This is a genomic window from Hyalangium sp. (assembly GCF_035629615.1).
In the GTDB taxonomy this organism is placed as follows: domain Bacteria; phylum Myxococcota; class Myxococcia; order Myxococcales; family Myxococcaceae; genus Hyalangium.
In genome coordinates this window covers 1-15341 of the sequence record NZ_DASPHO010000487.1, presented here as the reverse complement: position 1 = coordinate 15341, position 15341 = coordinate 1, and the positions used below count along the sequence as shown (strand labels likewise).

The window sequence follows — 15341 nt, the reverse complement described above, 5'->3', positions numbered from 1 at the left end:
GGTGGACGCCATCTCCGCCTGGTGGCCGAGCGCGCCGCGCATCCCGCTGCTGCGCCACGACTCGCTGGAGAAAGCGGTGGCACGCGGGGCGGCGTACTACGGGCTGGTGCGGCGCGGCCATGGCCTGCGCATTGGCGGCGGCGCGGCGCGTGCCTACTACGTGGGCCTGGAGCGCCCCGCGGACAGCGGCGATCAGCCCGTCCTCTGCCTCATCCCCCGCGGCTTCGAGGAGGGCCAGGCGGTAGACCTGGGCGAGCGTCCCTTCACCCTCACGCTCGGGCGGCCCGTGCACTTCACCCTGTACTCGACGACGAGCGATCGCATCGACAAGCCGGGAGACATCGTCCCCCTGGCCGAGGACCTCAAGCCCCTGCCGCCCATCCACACGCTCCTCAAGGGCGCCTCGGGGAAGAGCGCGGAGGTGCCCGTGCACCTGCGAGCCGCGCTCACCGAGATCGGCACGCTGGAGCTGTTCGCCGTCTCCAACGTCGCGGACGAGCGCTGGCGGCTCGAATTCGAGCTGCGCGGCTCAGGCTCGGGCCAGGACCTCACCGTCACCGAGTCCATGCCCGCGCGCTTCGCCGAGGCGAAGGAGAACGTGGAGCGCGTCTACGGCAACAAGCCGCTCCCCATCGGCCCCAAGGACGTGAAGCAGCTCTCGAAGACGCTCGAGAAGGTGCTCGGTCCCCGTGAGACGTGGCGTGTGCCCGTGCTGCGCGAGCTGTGGAGCTCCCTCTTCGCGGGCGCCAGCAAGCGCCGCCGCTCGTCGGACCATGAGCGCGTCTTCTACAGCCTCGCCGGCTACACGCTCCGGCCCGGCTTCGGCTACCCGTTGGATCACTGGCGCGCGGAGCAGACGTTCGGGCTCTTCGATCAGCTCGTCCAGTTCCACCAGGACAAGGCCGTGTGGATCGAGTTCTGGGTCATGTGGCGGCGCATCTCCGGCGGCCTCACCGAGGCGCAGCAGGCGAAGCTCTGGGCATACCTGGAGCCCCACCTGGCCCGCCGCGTACCGCCGGACGCACCGCCCGCAGGCAAGCTCAAGGGCATCGTGCCGGAGGGGCTGGACGAGATGGTGCGCGCGGCCGCCTCGCTGGAGCACCTGCCCGCCGAGGAGAAGGCAAAGCTGGGAGGCTGGGTGGCCACCCGGCTCAAGGCCGAGGCGAAGTCCGGCGGACCCTGGGCGTGGGCGCTCGGACGGCTGGGGGCGCGCGTGCCCCTCTACGGCAGCAGCCACAAGGTGGTGGACGTGGGCACGGCCGAGGCCTGGCTCACACTGCTGCTGGAGTTGGATCTGCGCCGCATCGACGGAGCCCCCTTCGCGGCGGCCCAGCTGGCGCGGCTCACCGGAGACCGGACCCGAGACATCGATCCCACCCTGCGCGCCCGCACGGCCCAGGCCCTCACCGCGGCGAACGCGGCCGAGGCGTGGGTGCGGATGGTGAACGAGGTGCTCGCGCTGGAGGCGGCCGATGAGGCCCGGGCCCTCGGCGATACGCTGCCGGCGGGCCTTCGGCTCTCGATGTAACCCCGGGCAGATCCCTCCCCGCAGGTTGGAGCTCACCCCAACCTCAGAGGAGATCCAGGCTCGTGGGCGCTCAGCCCTCGGTGGAGGCGGGAGCGAGCTCGGCCTTGGGCTCTTCCTCGCCCGGGGCCTCTGCCTCGTCAGCCTCAGCCTCAGCCACCGCGGCCTCGGCGACCACCACATCCGCCAGCGCGGCCTCGGCGGTCATCACCTGGAGCGCGGCCGTGGACTCCTCGGCGGCGGAGCTGGGCGCCCCGGCCTCGGAAGTCGCCTCGGCGGCCTTGCCCTTGGGCTTCTTCGTCCCGGCGCCCGAGCGGCACGTGCGGCACCACGGCTGGTTGCGGATCGCGCCGTCCGCCATCTTGCGCAGCCCGAACTGCGCCAGCGGCTTGAGCGTGCGGCACTTCAGGCACATCAGCGAGATGAGCACCTCGTGCCCTTCCGCGTCATAGACCGCCGACTTGCGTTTCTTGCGCGGCTGCCCCTGCTCGCGCGCCTTGACCTTCTCAGGCGCTGCAGGCGCCATCATCGGGGTCACCTTGTAAAGCATGTCCGTCCCTCCCAGACTTCCGGCACGCGCCCTGGTCTCCCAGGCTCAGACAGAACCCTCCGACCGAGCACGGCAGGCCCTAGAGTAAGGAGGAAATCGGGTTTTGGAAACTGCTCCCGAGCCGAAAAATCGGCCTCGGGCCTGATTCCGCTGAAATCTCGCCGACTTGCGCGGCTCCCTGCCCCGGAGCGCCTTCAGACCCTACCCCACAGGGAGTACAGCCTCCTCAGGGTGCCTGGGACGCAGGGCATGGAGCGCCGCTGTCCACGTAGGTGATACGTCCCAGGGTGGGTGCGGTGAGGGGCGCCTTGCGGCCCTGCCAGTAAGTGATCAGCGCATCCCGGAGGGTCACCTGCCCCAGATCAATGCGTCCGGGGGGGAGTGGCTCGAGGGCTGGAGCCAGCCCGTCTCCGCCGCGCGCGAGGAAGTCAGGCATCGTGAGGCGGTAGAGCTTCGCCGGCTCCAGCGGCCGGCCGTTGGCGAGCGTGGCGCTCTTGAAGCGGTCCGGCCCCGGGCACCGGTTGAGCGTCAGCCGGAGCCCTGAGACCTGGAAGACACCCTTCCTCGCGCCATAGGCCACCTGGAGCAGGCGCTTCAGCTCGTCCCCGGACAGGGTGATGAGCGCCACGGTGTTGTCGAAGGGGAGCACCTCGTAGACATCTCCAAAGGTGAGGGGGCCCGCGTCGATGTCGGCGCGCAGGCCGCCGGGGTTCAGCAGCGCCACTTCCGCGCCCGCGGCCCCCCTTAGCGAGTCCGCGAGGAAGTCTCCGATGGTGCTCTCGGCCTGGTAGTCGCGCTTGAGCGCCACGGGGACGGTGAGCCCGAGCTCCCGGTGCTGCTCTTGCTCGACGCGTGCGAGCACGGGGGCGATGAGCGCCTGCACCGCGGGGTCCGGCACCACCGGCGCCCCCAGGAAGGTGGCCGGCACGAGCCGCACCTCCGCCTGCTCCCGGAGCTTGCGCGCCTCACAGGTTCCGCTCGTCGCGTCCACCTGGGTGCAGAGGGGAATGCCGGCATGGATACGGGTGCGGTCGGGCAGCACCTGGTGGCTCGCCGGATCCAGGAAGAGCTCGATGTAGCCGAAGGAGCGCCCCAGTCCGTATGTCTCGATGACGGGCACGCCGTGGATGAAGTGCCCCATGACCTGATGGGTGTGCCCCGCGATCACCGCGTCCAGGGTGCCGGGGGGCAGCGGCTCGAGGGCCGCGAAGATCTCCCCCTCCTTCTGCTCGCAGCTGGAGAGATCCCGAGGGTTGTCCAGGCGCGGGCACTTGCCGCCCGCGTGGGCCACGCCGATGACCACCTTCGCCCCGCGCTCGCGCAGGCTCTTCGAGGCCTCCACGGCCGCCGGTGCCAGCGGATCGAAGCGGAGGGCCGCGACGTTGGTGGGGTTGGTCGTGACAGGCGTGGAGGGCGTCGTCAGCCCCACGATGCCCACCTTCACACCGTGCAGGGTGACGAGGAGCGTGCCGTCATTGCCCAGCCACGCCGGGCGCTGGCCGGTGGCAGCCTCGCGGGTGTTGGTGGACAGCAGCGGGAAGCGGGCCTGCCGGATGCGCTCCTTCAGCGCGCCCAGCGGATCATCGCCCGGCTTCGTGGGCACCGGAGATGGCCCCACGGGGCCGTAGTCGAACTCATGGTTGCCGATGGCCGCGGCCGTGACTCCCAGGTGGTTGTAGACGTCGATGACGACGGCCCCCTCGGTGAGGTTGGACGCGAGCGTGCCCTGGAAGAGATCTCCTCCATCGAGGAGCAGCACGCCCCCGGGGTTGTCCGCGCGCAGCCGGGCGACATAGCCGGCGAGGGCGGCGAGGCCCCCCTCCTGGACCTCGACTCCCCCCTTGAGCGGGGTGCGGTGAGGGGCAACCCAGCCGTGCAGATCATTGAGGCCCACCACGGTGAGCCGCAGGGGCTCGGCGGGCGCGGACGCGACAGGCTGCGCGAGCGCAGCGGCCGCCGGTTCCGAGGTCTGGGGAGCGCTGCGGCACGCGGCGGCAGCGAGGGCAACCAGCGCGAGGACGAGTCGGAGTCGAAGCATGGGGGCGGGCACTTCAGCGCGGAGCACGGCCGCTGGCAACCATCATCAACCCTGCCGCCGGCGGCCGCGCAGCGCCAGCCCCGCCAACACAAAGAGCAAGGTGCCAGGCACCGTGGCTGCAGAGCAGTTGCAGCCGCTGTCGGGCTCGACAGGCAACGTGGGGCCCCCACCACCACCACCCCCTCCTCCCCCACCCCCACCATCCGTCCCCGTTCCTCCGTCGGCGGTCCCGGCATCGGGAGAGCCTCCCGGCTGGCTCACCGCGAGCGGCGGGTTGAAGGCGTTGGCCACGGCCACCCAGGAGACGAGCTTGTCGTTCTGCATGGGATCGTTGATCGCGTCATGCACGGCCACGAGCCCGGCCGGGAAGTTCGGCCCGAGTGAGCGGGACGAGGCCTCCACGGTGGTCGGGCCGGTCACCGCATCGATGCCACCATCCTGGACGACGGCGAAGCTGCCCAGCGCGGCATGGGGCGGCCGGCGGTTGTAGACGACGACCTGGTCGCCACCGGCGCTCGCGGCCAGGAGGTAGCCGGTGCCGTCGGCGAGCGTATAGAGCGACACTCCGCCCAGGGGGGCCGTGAGCGGCTCGGTCGTATCGGCGACGCTGACGCGGCTATCGTTGGCACCAGGCTCGGCGTCATAGCGCCAGATGCCGGTGTTCTGCTGGACGACGAAGAGGTAGCCCTGTTGGTCGTCCGCGACTGCCCCCGCAACGGCGCCACCGACCGCGAAGCTGCGAACCGGCACCCCCTCCACCCCACCATCCGTGGGGCGCAGCTCTAGCTGCTGCATGGTGCCCGTGGCATTGGACATGAAGGCATAGAGGGCCCCGTTCACGGCGCTCCGGTACAGCGTCACGGTGCGCGGGGAGAAGCTCGCCACGGACAGGTTGCCCGTGTCCACCCGGCGCAGTTGCAGCGTGAGCGGATCCACCATGTACGCGGTGAGGGCCTGGATCGTCCCATTGGCCACCACGATGAGCGGCGCGGTGCCGCCGGGCAGGGAGAAGCCCTCGCGCACGTCCACGCCGTGCGCGACGCCGTCCGCCAGGAGGGCCTGCTGCTCGCTCCCATTCAGCCGGAAGGTGATGAGCCCCACCACCGAGTCCGCCACGAGGAAGAGGCTCTGCTCCGCGTTGCCGGAGTTGGGCCAGAGCGCCACATCCTGGGGGGCATTGCCACCCCGGACGACCGGCTGCGTCTCGACCGTCGGACGAACCTCGGCCGGCTGGGCTCCCACGGAGTGGGCCGTCAGGAACACGAGTAGGACGAGACAGGTTTGAATCCGCATGACGGCCTCCTGGGTCGCGCTCCTACGTAGCCACCGGAGGCGGGGGCCGCAAGAACTCCTGTACTCCAACGGTTGGCGCAAGGCAGAGCGTCGGGTACAAACGCGCGGCTTTCGCCCAGGGAACACTCGGCATGCACACATCCGGCGCGCACATCATCGTCACCCCAGAGCAGGACCGCGGCACCCCGAAGAGGGGGGGCCGTTAGATGCGCATCCTGGTCACGGGAGCGGATGGGTTCGCGGGGCAGCACCTCTGCGAGCTGCTGCGGGCGGCGGGTGACGAGGTGGTGGAGGCGCACGGGCCTCGTGCCGAGGGCATGAGCAGTGCCGCGCTGAACTTTGACATCGCGGACGAGGCCGCCGTGCGCGCGGCGATGGAGAAGGCCCGGCCGGAGGGGATCATCCACCTGGCCGGCTTCAGCTCCGTGGCACGCAGCCATGGCAACCCGGCGCGGGTCTTCGCGGTCAATGCGCTCGGGACGGTCAATCTGCTGACCGCGGCCCGCGAGAGCGCTCCCGAGGCACGCGTGCTGTTGGCCAGCTCGGGCGAGGTGTACGGCCCGGTGCCCGAGGGGACCCGCGCCACCGAGGAGCAGGTGCTCATCCCGCTCAGTCCCTACGCCACCTCGAAGCGGGCGGCGGAGCTCGCGGGCCAGCAGTTCCACCACAGCTACGGACTGCAGGTGGTGGTGGCGCGAGCCTTCCACCACCTGGGCGACGGGCAGGATCCCACGTTCGTCGTGCCCTCCTTCGCGGCGCAGCTGCGCGCCATCCGGCAGCGAAAGGCGGACCCGGTGCTGCGGGTGGGCAACCTGGACGCCATCCGCGACTTCTCCCACGTGCGGGACGTGGCGAGGGCCTATCGGCTGCTGCTGACGGCGGGAGTGGCGGGGCAGATGTACAACGTCTGCAGCGGCACGGGCCGGACCATCCGCTCCGTGCTGGAGGAGATGCTGGTGCTGTCGGGCCTGTCGGTGCGCATCGAGCTGGATCCGGCGCGCCTGCGGCCCTCGGACATCCCGAGCCTCGTCGGCGCCCCGGACAAGCTGCGCGCCCTGGGCTGGGAGCCGAGGCACACGGTGACGGATGCGCTGCGTCAGGTGCTCGGGCTGAGCACGCCCTGAGGGCCGTCCCGGACGAGGCGACGGGCACAGGACCGCAGGAAGTCTGGGCGGTGACCTCCGACCCTGAGCGCAGGCCTCCGCTCAGTCCTCTGGCGGGCCTCGCTGCACGTTCTTCGCAGCCATAGAGATGGGGTAGAGCGCCCGAAGGTTGACCTTGTAATGATACACTGCGAGGTAATATTCGCCTGCGACCGTGATGAAGACTTGACGCGGAGGCTCGGGCTGGCTGTTGAGCCATTCCATGGCTTCGTCATAGGTGTTGAAGGCGGCCACCGGGGTAGGAAGCCCCATGTAAATCATGTCCTCCAGGTAAAATTCAATCATGGGGTCCTGGATGAAAGCGCGATGATTGAGGTCTGGAATGTGGGCAATGACAAAATACTTCCCCGCGATCAGGACTTTAGCATTGTGCGGCGGTTCGGTCTGACTGTTGAGCCAGGCATCCGCCTCCTCACGTGAGTCAAAGGTTGCAATCACGAGCGGGGGGCCGTTGGCAGCGGAGTGTTCGCGGTATTTTTCAAAGCCATAGGCCAGGCCCATATTAGAAATGAACAGGAGCGCGTCGAAAGCCAGTTCCAATCGCTCCTTCTCTTCGGGTGAGCGGGCCTCTTCGCCCAACCTCCCAAGCAGCTCCAAGGCCTCCACCACACGGCTGCCAATGGTCATGGCGACACCCCAGCCACGAAAGGCTCAGAGGTCTGCCTCGAAACGAGCAATAGACCGAGGAATAGAGCAATCGCTCTTCCTCGAATCGTATGGGCTTTCATGCATGCTTTCTCGTGAGTGCTACCTCGTAGGCTGCCAGGGTCTGCTCAGCGGCGCGCTTCCAGGTGAACTCCGCAGCGCGGCGCCTCCCCTTCTCCCCCCAGTTCTGCCGCTCCCCCGGTGAGCGCAGCAGCTGGTCGATGAGCTCCGCCAGCCCCTCCGCGTCGTCCGGGCGCACCGCGGGCGCCGCGTCCCCGCACACCTCCGGTAGCGAGCCCGCATTGGAGACAATGGTGGCCGTCCCCATCCGCATCGCCTCCAGCGGTGGCAATCCGAACCCCTCCCCTCGCGACGGGAAGACGAAGAGGGCCGCACGCCGCATCAGCTCATAGAAGACCGGCGCGGACTGATAACCCAGCGGGCGGATGTCGAAGCCCTCGGCGCGCATCCGTCCCACCCGTGTCTCCACCGGCCCCGAGCCAAACCAGCTCTGCCCCGCCAGCACCAGCGAGGCCTTCTTCCCGCTGGCCCGCAGGTGCTCCAGCGCGTCCAGTACCAGGCCCACGTTCTTGCGGACGTCCAGCGAGCCCGCGTACAGCACGAAGTCCTTGGGCAGTGCCAGCGCGCGCAAGAAGGCCTCGCCCGTGGCGTCCAGGCGCTCCGCCTCCACGTGGTCCACGCCGTTGTGCACCACCTGCGTACGCCCGGCCACCTCGGGGAAGCGTGCCAGCAGCGCGTCCTCGGTGTACGCGCTCACGCAGATCACCCGGTCCGCGACCCTCACGCTGCGCGCCAGCCACAGGCGAAACTGCCACCGGAACGCGGTGGACACCGTCTCCCTCATCGTCAGCGGGAGCAGATCATGCACGGTGACGACGTACGCCTTGCCTGGCACCCGCACGAGCGGGAGGTTGAAGTTGCCGAGCGCATGGAAGAGCCGCGCCTGCGAGCCCGCCAGTTCCTGTGGCAGGCGAGCCAGCGCATAGCCCGTGCGGCCCATCCCCTCACGGGGGTGCTCGCCCGATACCCGCGCGCCGAAGAGCTCCAGCCGGACTCCCAGTCCTTCCAGGGCCGAGGCCAGACAACGGGTATACAGGCCGATCCCCGTGGTCGGCTCGTCCCAGAGGCTCGCGTCGAAAGCAATGGGACCGATGGACACGGGGCGCCTCATACCACGGGCGTGTGATAGGCAAGACGCCCCATGGCGGTCCATCAGTTGATTCCCAGCTTCGTCACGGGTGATGCCACCGGCCAGGCCGCGCTGCATCTGCAGCTCCTCCTGCGCCGGATGGGCCACTTCGGCGAACTCTATGCGGGCGAGGTGGGCTCCGGCCTGGAATCCCTGGCGCATCCCCTCTCCGCCCTGCGACCCGCCCCGGACGACCTGGTCCTCTATCACCACGGCATCGCCTCGCAGCTCAGCGGCACCCTGATGCACCTGTCCTGCCGCCGCGGGCTCGTCTTCCACAACATCAGCCCCGCGCGCTTCTACACGGGCACCCCGCTGGCCGAGGCGCTCACCTCCGGGCGCGCCCAGCTCGCTGCGATGGCGCCCTTCGTGGAGCTGGCGATCGGCGTCTCGGACTTCAACTCCGCGGAGCTGCGCGCCGCCGGCTATCGCAACGTCCACACCGTTCCCCTCTTCATCGAGCCCGAGCGCTTCGCGCAAGCCAGCGCGGACCCGGCCCTGCTCCAGCGTCTTCAGGGCCCAGGCCCCACCGTGCTGAGCGTGAGCCGGGTGGCGCCCCACAAGCGCTTCGAGGACCTGCTCGCGCTCCATGCGGAGCTGGTGCGTCTGCGCCCCCAGGCCCGCCTGCTGATAGTGGGCGGCTACGAGCCCGGGAGCCGCTACTTCAAGTCCCTGCAGCGCACCGCCAAGACACTGCCCGGCGTCCACTTCCTGGGACGGCTGAGCCACTCCGAGCTGGTGGCGGCCTACCGCTCCGCCCAGGTCTTCGTCTCCATGAGCGAGCACGAGGGCTTCGGCGTCCCCCTCATCGAGGCCATGGCCGCCGAAGTGCCTGTCCTCGCCTTCGGCGCCGCCGCCGTCCCAGAGACCCTCGGAGGCGCGGGGATCGCCTTCGACCGGAAGCACTTCTCCTTCCTCGCCGAGTTGGTGGTGGAGGTGACCGAGAACCGGGACCTGCACCAGCGTCTGCTGCAGGGACAGGCCCGGCGCCTCACTGACTTGTCCGCGGAGAACAGCCAGGCAGCCCTGGCCCAGGCGCTCGGCAAGGCGGCCTCCCCCCGCCCCCCGCCTCGCAGGCCCGCTCGCAAGCCCAAGCGCCCGCGCGTGGCCATCGTGGTGCAGCGCTTCGGGGAAGTGACGGGAGGCGCCGAGCGCCACGCCCAGCAGCTCTCCGAGCACCTCGCACCCCACTGGGATCTCACCCTCCTCACCACCTGCGCGAAGAACCACCTCTCCTGGGAGAACGTCTTCCCGCCAGGACCGGACACCGTCGACGGGCTGCCAGTGCTGCGCTTCCCGGTGACACGCACGCGCAACATCCGCCCCTTCAACGCCCTGTCCAACACCGTCTTCCACCGCGCCAACGAGCGGCTGCGCGAGGAGCACTGGGTGGCCGAGCAGGGCCCCCTGTGCCCGGGGCTCCTCGCTCACCTCGAGACGTCACGCGAGGCCTACGACGCCTTCATCTTCTTCACCTACCTCTACGCGCCCACCGTCTGGGGCCTGCCCATGGTGGCGAACCGGACGCTGCTCGTGCCCACCGCGCATGACGAGCCCCCCATCCGCTTCGGCACCTATGCGGACGTCTTCGAGCGCCCTCGCGTGCTGATGTGCAACACCCCGGAGGAGGTCTCCCTCATCCAGCGCTTCTACCCGAAGCACGCGCGCGCCCGCGTGGTCGGCGTCGGGGTGGACCGACCCCAGGGCTCGCCCCAGCGCTTCCGCGAGCAGCACGGCGTCCACCGCCCCTACCTGCTCTACGTAGGGCGGCTGGAGCCCGGGAAGGGCATCCCCGAGCTGCTCTCCCACCACCGCGCCCTGCGGGAGCGGTACGCGGACGCGCCAGACCTCGTCCTCGCGGGCGAGGCCCACATGGACCTGTCCGGCGAAGGGGTGCGCTACGTGGGCCGCATCGACGAACAGGACAAGCACGACGCCCTGGCGGGGGCGCTCGCGGTGGTGGTGCCCTCGCGCTTCGAGAGCCTCTCGCTGCTCACGCTGGAGGCCTTCGCCCAGTCCACGCCAGTGCTCGTCAATGGACACTCGGACGTGCTGGTGGGCCAGGTGGAGCGCAGCGGGGCGGGCCGGGCATACAAAGATCTGGAGTCGTTCATCACGGGCCTGCGCGAGGTGGGCCAGGAGCGAGCCCCCATGGGCAAGAAGGGCCTCGCCTACGCGAAGAAGTACTCGTGGCCGAAGGTCGTGGCCGCCTACCAGGAAGAGCTGGATCGCATCCTCGAGGAGAAGCGCCAATGAAGCTGTTGGGACGAGACATCCCCGCGCGTGAGCTGATCGCCCGCATCGAGGAGCGCCTGCGCCTGCGCGGCCTCCCCACCTCCGAGGCCGCCGAGGTCCCCGAAGAGGGCGTCGAGCCTCGGGTCGATCCGCTGTCCTTCAACCTCCAGGCCCTGGAGGAGAACGCGGACCCGGCCCAGCCGCTGCCGCTGCACACCCACCGAGGCGGGGTGGGTCAGCTCGTGGTGGTGGCGAAGTGGGCCTTCCGCAAGACGTGCCAGGTGCTCATCAACGAGACCCTCTCCCGCCAGCGCATCTTCAACGGGCACGTCCGGGACTCCTACGCCCAGCTCTCCGCCGAGGTCCTCCGCCTGCGGCGCGAGGTGGAGGAGCTGAAGGCCGCGAAGCCCCCCACCGCGGCTCCCCCCGAGCCCCCCCCCGAGCCCCGAGTTGTCCCCGTCCGCCCGCGCCGTCCCAAGGCGAAGTAACCTCCCGCCCATGGGCCGGGCAGGAGGGCAAGGGCCACCTCCCGTGAACACAGGCCGTTCCACGCAGCTTGAAGCGCCCTGCATGGGACGGCTATAGACGGCGCTCCGAGGCCCTCTCATGACCGCGCCGTCGAAGCAGCCACGGCTGCTCATCTTCGTCATCGCCTACTACGCCGAGTCCACCCTGCGCTGGGTGCTGGAGCGCATCCCGGCCTCGGTCTTCCAGACGTACGAGTGCGAGGTGCTCGTCGTCGACGACGCCTCCCAGGATCGGACCTTCGAGATCGGCCGCGAGTACCTGGAGAACCATCCGGACATCCGGATGACGGTGCTGCGCAACGAGCACAACCAGGGCTACGGGGGCAACCAGAAGGTCGGCTACGCCTACGCCATCGCGGAGGGGTTCGACTTCGTCGCCATGGTGCACGGCGACGGGCAGTACGCGCCCGAGGAGCTGCCTCGGCTGATGGAGCCCCTGCACACGGCCCAGGCGGACGCCGTCTTCGGCAGCCGGATGATGAACCGCTTCGGCGCGCTCAAGGGCGGCATGCCGCTCTACAAGTACGTGGGGAACAAGATCCTCACCACCGTGCAGAACGCGCTGCTGGGCACCCGCCTGTCCGAGTTCCACAGCGGCTACCGCATCTACTCGGTGGCGGCGCTGCGCCGCATCCCCTTCCAGCTCAACTCCAACGACTTCCACTTCGACACCGAGATCATCCTCCAGCTCCTCAACGCGAAGGCGCGCGTGCTGGAGCTGCCCATCCCCACCTACTACGGAGACGAGATCTCCCGGGTGAACGGGATGAAGTACGCCAAGGACGTGATGCTGGCGACGGTGCGCAACGTCCTCCACCGCGCCGGCCTGCTCTACCAGCGCCGCTACGATCCGATCAGCCACGACAACCGGCACTATGATCTCAAGCTCGGCTACGCGAGCAGCCACTCGTGGGCCCTGGACGCGGTCCCCCCCGGAGCCAAGGTGCTGGACATCGGCGCCGGGCCGGGAGGCATGGCGGCCGAGCTCGTCAACAAGGGCTGCACCACGGCCGTCGTGGACCAGCACCCGCCCGCCGAGCCCGATCCGCGCATCCAGGTCCACGTCCAGAACCTGGACGAGCCGCTGCGATTCAACGTGCGCGACTACGACCACCTGCTCCTGCTGGACGTCATCGAGCACCTCAAGGATCCCGAGCGGTTCCTGAGCGAGCTGCGCCAGCAGTTCGACTACACGCCGCGGAAGCTGGTGCTCACCACGCCCAACGTGGCCTTCGTCGTCCAGCGCCTCATGCTGCTGGCGGGGCAGTTCAACTACGGCAAGGCAGGCATCCTCGACCGGACGCACACGCGCCTGTTCACCTTCCGAAGCCTGCGCCACCTGCTGCGAGACAACGGCTTCCGCATCAAGGACCTCCGTGGCGTCCCTGCGCCTTTCCCCAAGGTGCTCGGCAACGGAGTGCTCGGCAAGGCGGCCCTCGAAGCCAACCTCGCGCTGATCCGGCTGAGCAAGACGCTCTTCTCGTACCAGATCTACGTGGAGGCGGAGACGACACCCGACGTGAGCTTCGTCCTCAAGGACTCGAAGGAGCGCAGCGCCCTGCGCGCCCAGCGGCTCCGGGCCTCTCCGCCCCAGGAGCCTCCCAAGCCCCCCCCGCGCCGCACCGCCTGAGCCCCACGCTTCACCGCCCCTGGGGAGCAGGCGCGTCCGGGGGCTGCCGTGCCGCCACCGCGATACAGAGCGCGCCCACCACGAAGTAGTAGTAGTTGGAGAAGGCCTGCTTGTTGAAGGCGAAGAAGACGGCGTAGACGAACGCGACCCCGGCCGCGAACCCCGCGGGCGTCCGGGGCGCGCGCCAGAGCACCAGCGCCGTGGCCACGGCCACCCCCACGAAGGAGATCCACACCGGCGGCTGCGGGTGCCCCTGTGACACCCACCAGGCCAGGTAGCTCAGTGAATCGAAGCGGAAGGGTTGATGGAGCTGCAGCGTCACCACGCTCCGCATGAAGGCCGGCACGTTGATGACGACGAGGGGCAGGCTCACCGCCAGCGCGGTGACGCCCGCACGCCAGAGGAGCCCCCAGAGCTGCCGTCCTCGCAGGGGCGTGAGCAGCGGCAGCAGCGGCAGCATGAAGACGGTGTACTGCTTCACCGCCAGCATGAGGCCGAACACATAGGGCAGCGCGCGAGGGTACCGGCACGCGCAGAACACGGTGGCCGCCAGCAACAGGACGAGGAAGGGCTCGGTCCACGACTGCTCGAGCACGAAGAGCCCGCGCGGAGTCAGCAGCAGCAGCGCCGCGGCCCCGGCCCCCAACCTCCCGCCGCGCGCATACGCCATGAGGCCCGCCGCCAGCGTGATGGCCACGAGCCGGGCGAAGCGAGGATCCCCCCCCAGCACCTTGCCCAGCGTGGAGAGGTAGAGGCTGAGCGGCGGGTACGGGAAGCCAAACAGCAGCCGCCCGTTCTCCACCAGCCCCTCGCCATAGAACCCGCCATCCCCGTAGATGTTGGGGAAGGTGATGGCGTACGGGTTGCGCCCCTGGAGGAGGGCCTCCACCCCCTGCGTCTCGAAGACGAAGACGTCGATCCAGGGCGTCGGCGAGGTGCGCAGCAGCCAGGCGCCCAGGGAGAAGTGCACCCCCAGCAGCGCGAGCATGAGCCAGCGCCGCGAGCGCTCCGAGCCCGCCAGGAGTGCACCCGCGATCAACGCCTCCGTGGCCAGCCTCCAGTAGAGGGGGGCATAGGGCCAGTTGCCGCTGAGCCGCAGGTACATGCCCGGGTGCTCCAGCATCATCACCTGGAGCTGGAGCAGCAGCGCGCCCCCCAGGAGCACGGCCAGCATGTCCTCCACCCGAGGCGTCCACCGCCCAAGTCTCGAGGCGGCAATGCCCATCAGGCACAACAGGAGGGCCCGGGTCAGCCCCACGATGGCATCCTCTCGCAGGTTGCCGTTGGTGAGCTGCAGCGTCAGCCCCAGCACCGTGGCTGCGGCCAGACAGCCGGCGGCAAGCCCCCACCCCTCGGTGACCGGGGAGGCGACAGTCCCCGCGTCGGAGCGAGAGACGGCGGGAGCGTGCTCGGTGGACACATTCACTCCTGGTGATTCGGGAGGCAGGGCGCGCCTTTGTAGCACCCTCCCCTGGCAGGCCAAGCGGGCGTCCGGGTGAAAAGCCAGGGGAATCGCTCCCATTGGCCGGCCCCATGTAGGGTGTCAAGCCCGCTTGCTTTCCGAGCGGCAGCCCGCGAAATAGGCATTTTTCAAGGGCCGTTCCCCCAGGTTGCCCTTACACCACCCGTGATATGCGCGCTCCGACTGCTCTCCCCAACGACTCCAGCCCCAAGCTGACCCTGGGCCTGCCCGGGTTCACCTTCGAGGACCTCTACCGTCCCCGCGGGCTGCGGCGACTCTCGGAGCGCTTCGACGCCTGGCTGACCGAGCATGAGCCGGAGCTCTTCCAGGTCTTCGATGCCTACCGGAAGTCCGGAGGCTCGAACCTCTCCGGGGCCATCGAGTCGAACGTGCTCATCCGCGTCTCCCGCCATGTGGCCCGCTTCCTCGCCTGCCTCTTCAACATCGAGAGCGAGCAGGAGGACCTGGCTCGCCGCCTGACGGGCGAGCTGCCGCTGTTCGACTTCAAGCGCGACTTCATCACCCGCCGCGTCTTCAAGAAGGGCGCCCCGGATCGGCCCACGCTCGCCGAGTTCCCCTCGCTCGACGCCCGGATGCGCCTGCTGCTGCAGCTCGGCTTCCCGGAGGCCTCCTCCCTCGAGGATCTGGAGCGCAGCCTGGCCGAGTCCATTCTCACGCTGATGGACTTGGAGCGCCTCTTCTCCGGCGCGCTGCCCGCGGAGCAGCAGCCGCGCGCCGCGGCCCTGCGCGAGCGCTGGACAGCCCTGCGCACCGCCCTGCTCTCCACACCCGAGGGCCGGGACGCCTTCGGCTCCAGCCTCGTCACCACGGGAGATGACGCCGCGGAGCTGCAGTCCGTTCGCGCCCTCCTCTCGCTGGCGGATCGCTGGACGTTCGCCCGTGCGCTCCACCCCCAGCTGAAGGAGCTGTTCCACACCTGGACCACGCACCGGCTCCCCAAGCCGCTCGTCTTCGACCAGCTCGTGCAGCTCCACCGGCCCGATCCGAACCTGCCGGAGATCGCCGAGAGCCCCGAGCACCACCTGCGCCACCGCGATGGCTT

General features: G+C 69.6%; 10 protein-coding genes and 2 pseudogenes. 6 read left to right on the top strand and 6 right to left on the bottom strand.

Annotated features, from left to right (window positions below; all coding sequences use genetic code 11):
- A pseudogene (locus tag VD972_RS24925) lies at nucleotides 1-1528 on the top strand (molecular chaperone DnaK); the annotation flags it as partial.
- A gap of 70 nt (nucleotides 1529-1598) precedes the next feature.
- Here VD972_RS24925 and VD972_RS24920 read toward each other — a convergent pair.
- From VD972_RS24920 to VD972_RS24910, 3 genes are all read right to left on the bottom strand, one after another.
- A complete protein-coding gene (locus VD972_RS24920; protein ID WP_324991077.1) occupies nucleotides 1599-2075 on the bottom strand; it encodes a hypothetical protein in 477 nt (158 codons plus the stop codon).
- Between the two features lie 226 nt (nucleotides 2076-2301).
- Nucleotides 2302-4113, bottom strand: a complete 1812-nt coding sequence (locus tag VD972_RS24915; protein WP_324991075.1) for a bifunctional UDP-sugar hydrolase/5'-nucleotidase — start codon at nucleotides 4111-4113, stop codon at nucleotides 2302-2304.
- Between the two features lie 45 nt (nucleotides 4114-4158).
- A complete protein-coding gene (locus tag VD972_RS24910) occupies nucleotides 4159-5406 on the bottom strand; it encodes a myxosortase-dependent phytase-like phosphatase (protein WP_324991073.1) in 1248 nt (415 codons plus the stop codon).
- Nucleotides 5407-5612: 206 nt separating this feature from the next.
- Here VD972_RS24910 and VD972_RS24905 point away from each other — a divergent pair, with 206 nt between their 5' ends.
- A complete protein-coding gene (locus tag VD972_RS24905; protein ID WP_324991071.1) occupies nucleotides 5613-6530 on the top strand; it encodes a GDP-mannose 4,6-dehydratase in 918 nt (305 codons plus the stop codon).
- 81 nt (nucleotides 6531-6611) lie between these two features.
- On the opposite strand, the gene VD972_RS24900 is transcribed toward VD972_RS24905, so the two are convergent.
- Both VD972_RS24900 and VD972_RS24895 read right to left on the bottom strand, forming a co-directional pair.
- Nucleotides 6612-7196: a head protein gene (locus tag VD972_RS24900; protein ID WP_324991069.1), complete on the bottom strand. Its 585-nt coding sequence runs from the start codon at nucleotides 7194-7196 to the stop codon at nucleotides 6612-6614.
- 97 nt (nucleotides 7197-7293) lie between these two features.
- Nucleotides 7294-8394, bottom strand: coding sequence for a glycosyltransferase family 1 protein (locus VD972_RS24895; RefSeq protein ID WP_324991067.1), 1101 nt, complete (start codon nucleotides 8392-8394; stop codon nucleotides 7294-7296).
- A 42-nt stretch (nucleotides 8395-8436) separates the two neighbouring features.
- Here VD972_RS24895 and VD972_RS24890 point away from each other — a divergent pair, with 42 nt between their 5' ends.
- From VD972_RS24890 to VD972_RS24880, 3 genes are all read left to right on the top strand, one after another.
- Nucleotides 8437-10680, top strand: coding sequence for a glycosyltransferase (locus tag VD972_RS24890; RefSeq protein ID WP_324991065.1), 2244 nt, complete (start codon nucleotides 8437-8439; stop codon nucleotides 10678-10680).
- Nucleotides 10677-11147, top strand: coding sequence for a hypothetical protein (locus VD972_RS24885; protein ID WP_324991063.1), 471 nt, complete (start codon nucleotides 10677-10679; stop codon nucleotides 11145-11147). The genes VD972_RS24890 and VD972_RS24885 overlap by 4 nt, the downstream gene beginning before the upstream one ends.
- Nucleotides 11148-11265: 118 nt before the next feature.
- Nucleotides 11266-12816 (top strand): bifunctional glycosyltransferase/class I SAM-dependent methyltransferase, encoded by a 1551-nt coding sequence (locus VD972_RS24880; RefSeq protein WP_324991061.1) that lies wholly within the window; start codon nucleotides 11266-11268, stop codon nucleotides 12814-12816.
- Between the two features lie 10 nt (nucleotides 12817-12826).
- Here VD972_RS24880 and VD972_RS24875 read toward each other — a convergent pair whose 3' ends face one another.
- On the bottom strand, nucleotides 12827-14236 hold the full coding sequence (locus VD972_RS24875; RefSeq protein ID WP_324991059.1) for a hypothetical protein: 1410 nt from the start codon (nucleotides 14234-14236) through the stop codon (nucleotides 12827-12829).
- Between the two features lie 212 nt (nucleotides 14237-14448).
- Here VD972_RS24875 and VD972_RS24870 point away from each other — a divergent pair.
- A pseudogene (locus VD972_RS24870) lies at nucleotides 14449-15341 on the top strand (pyridine nucleotide-disulfide oxidoreductase); the annotation flags it as partial.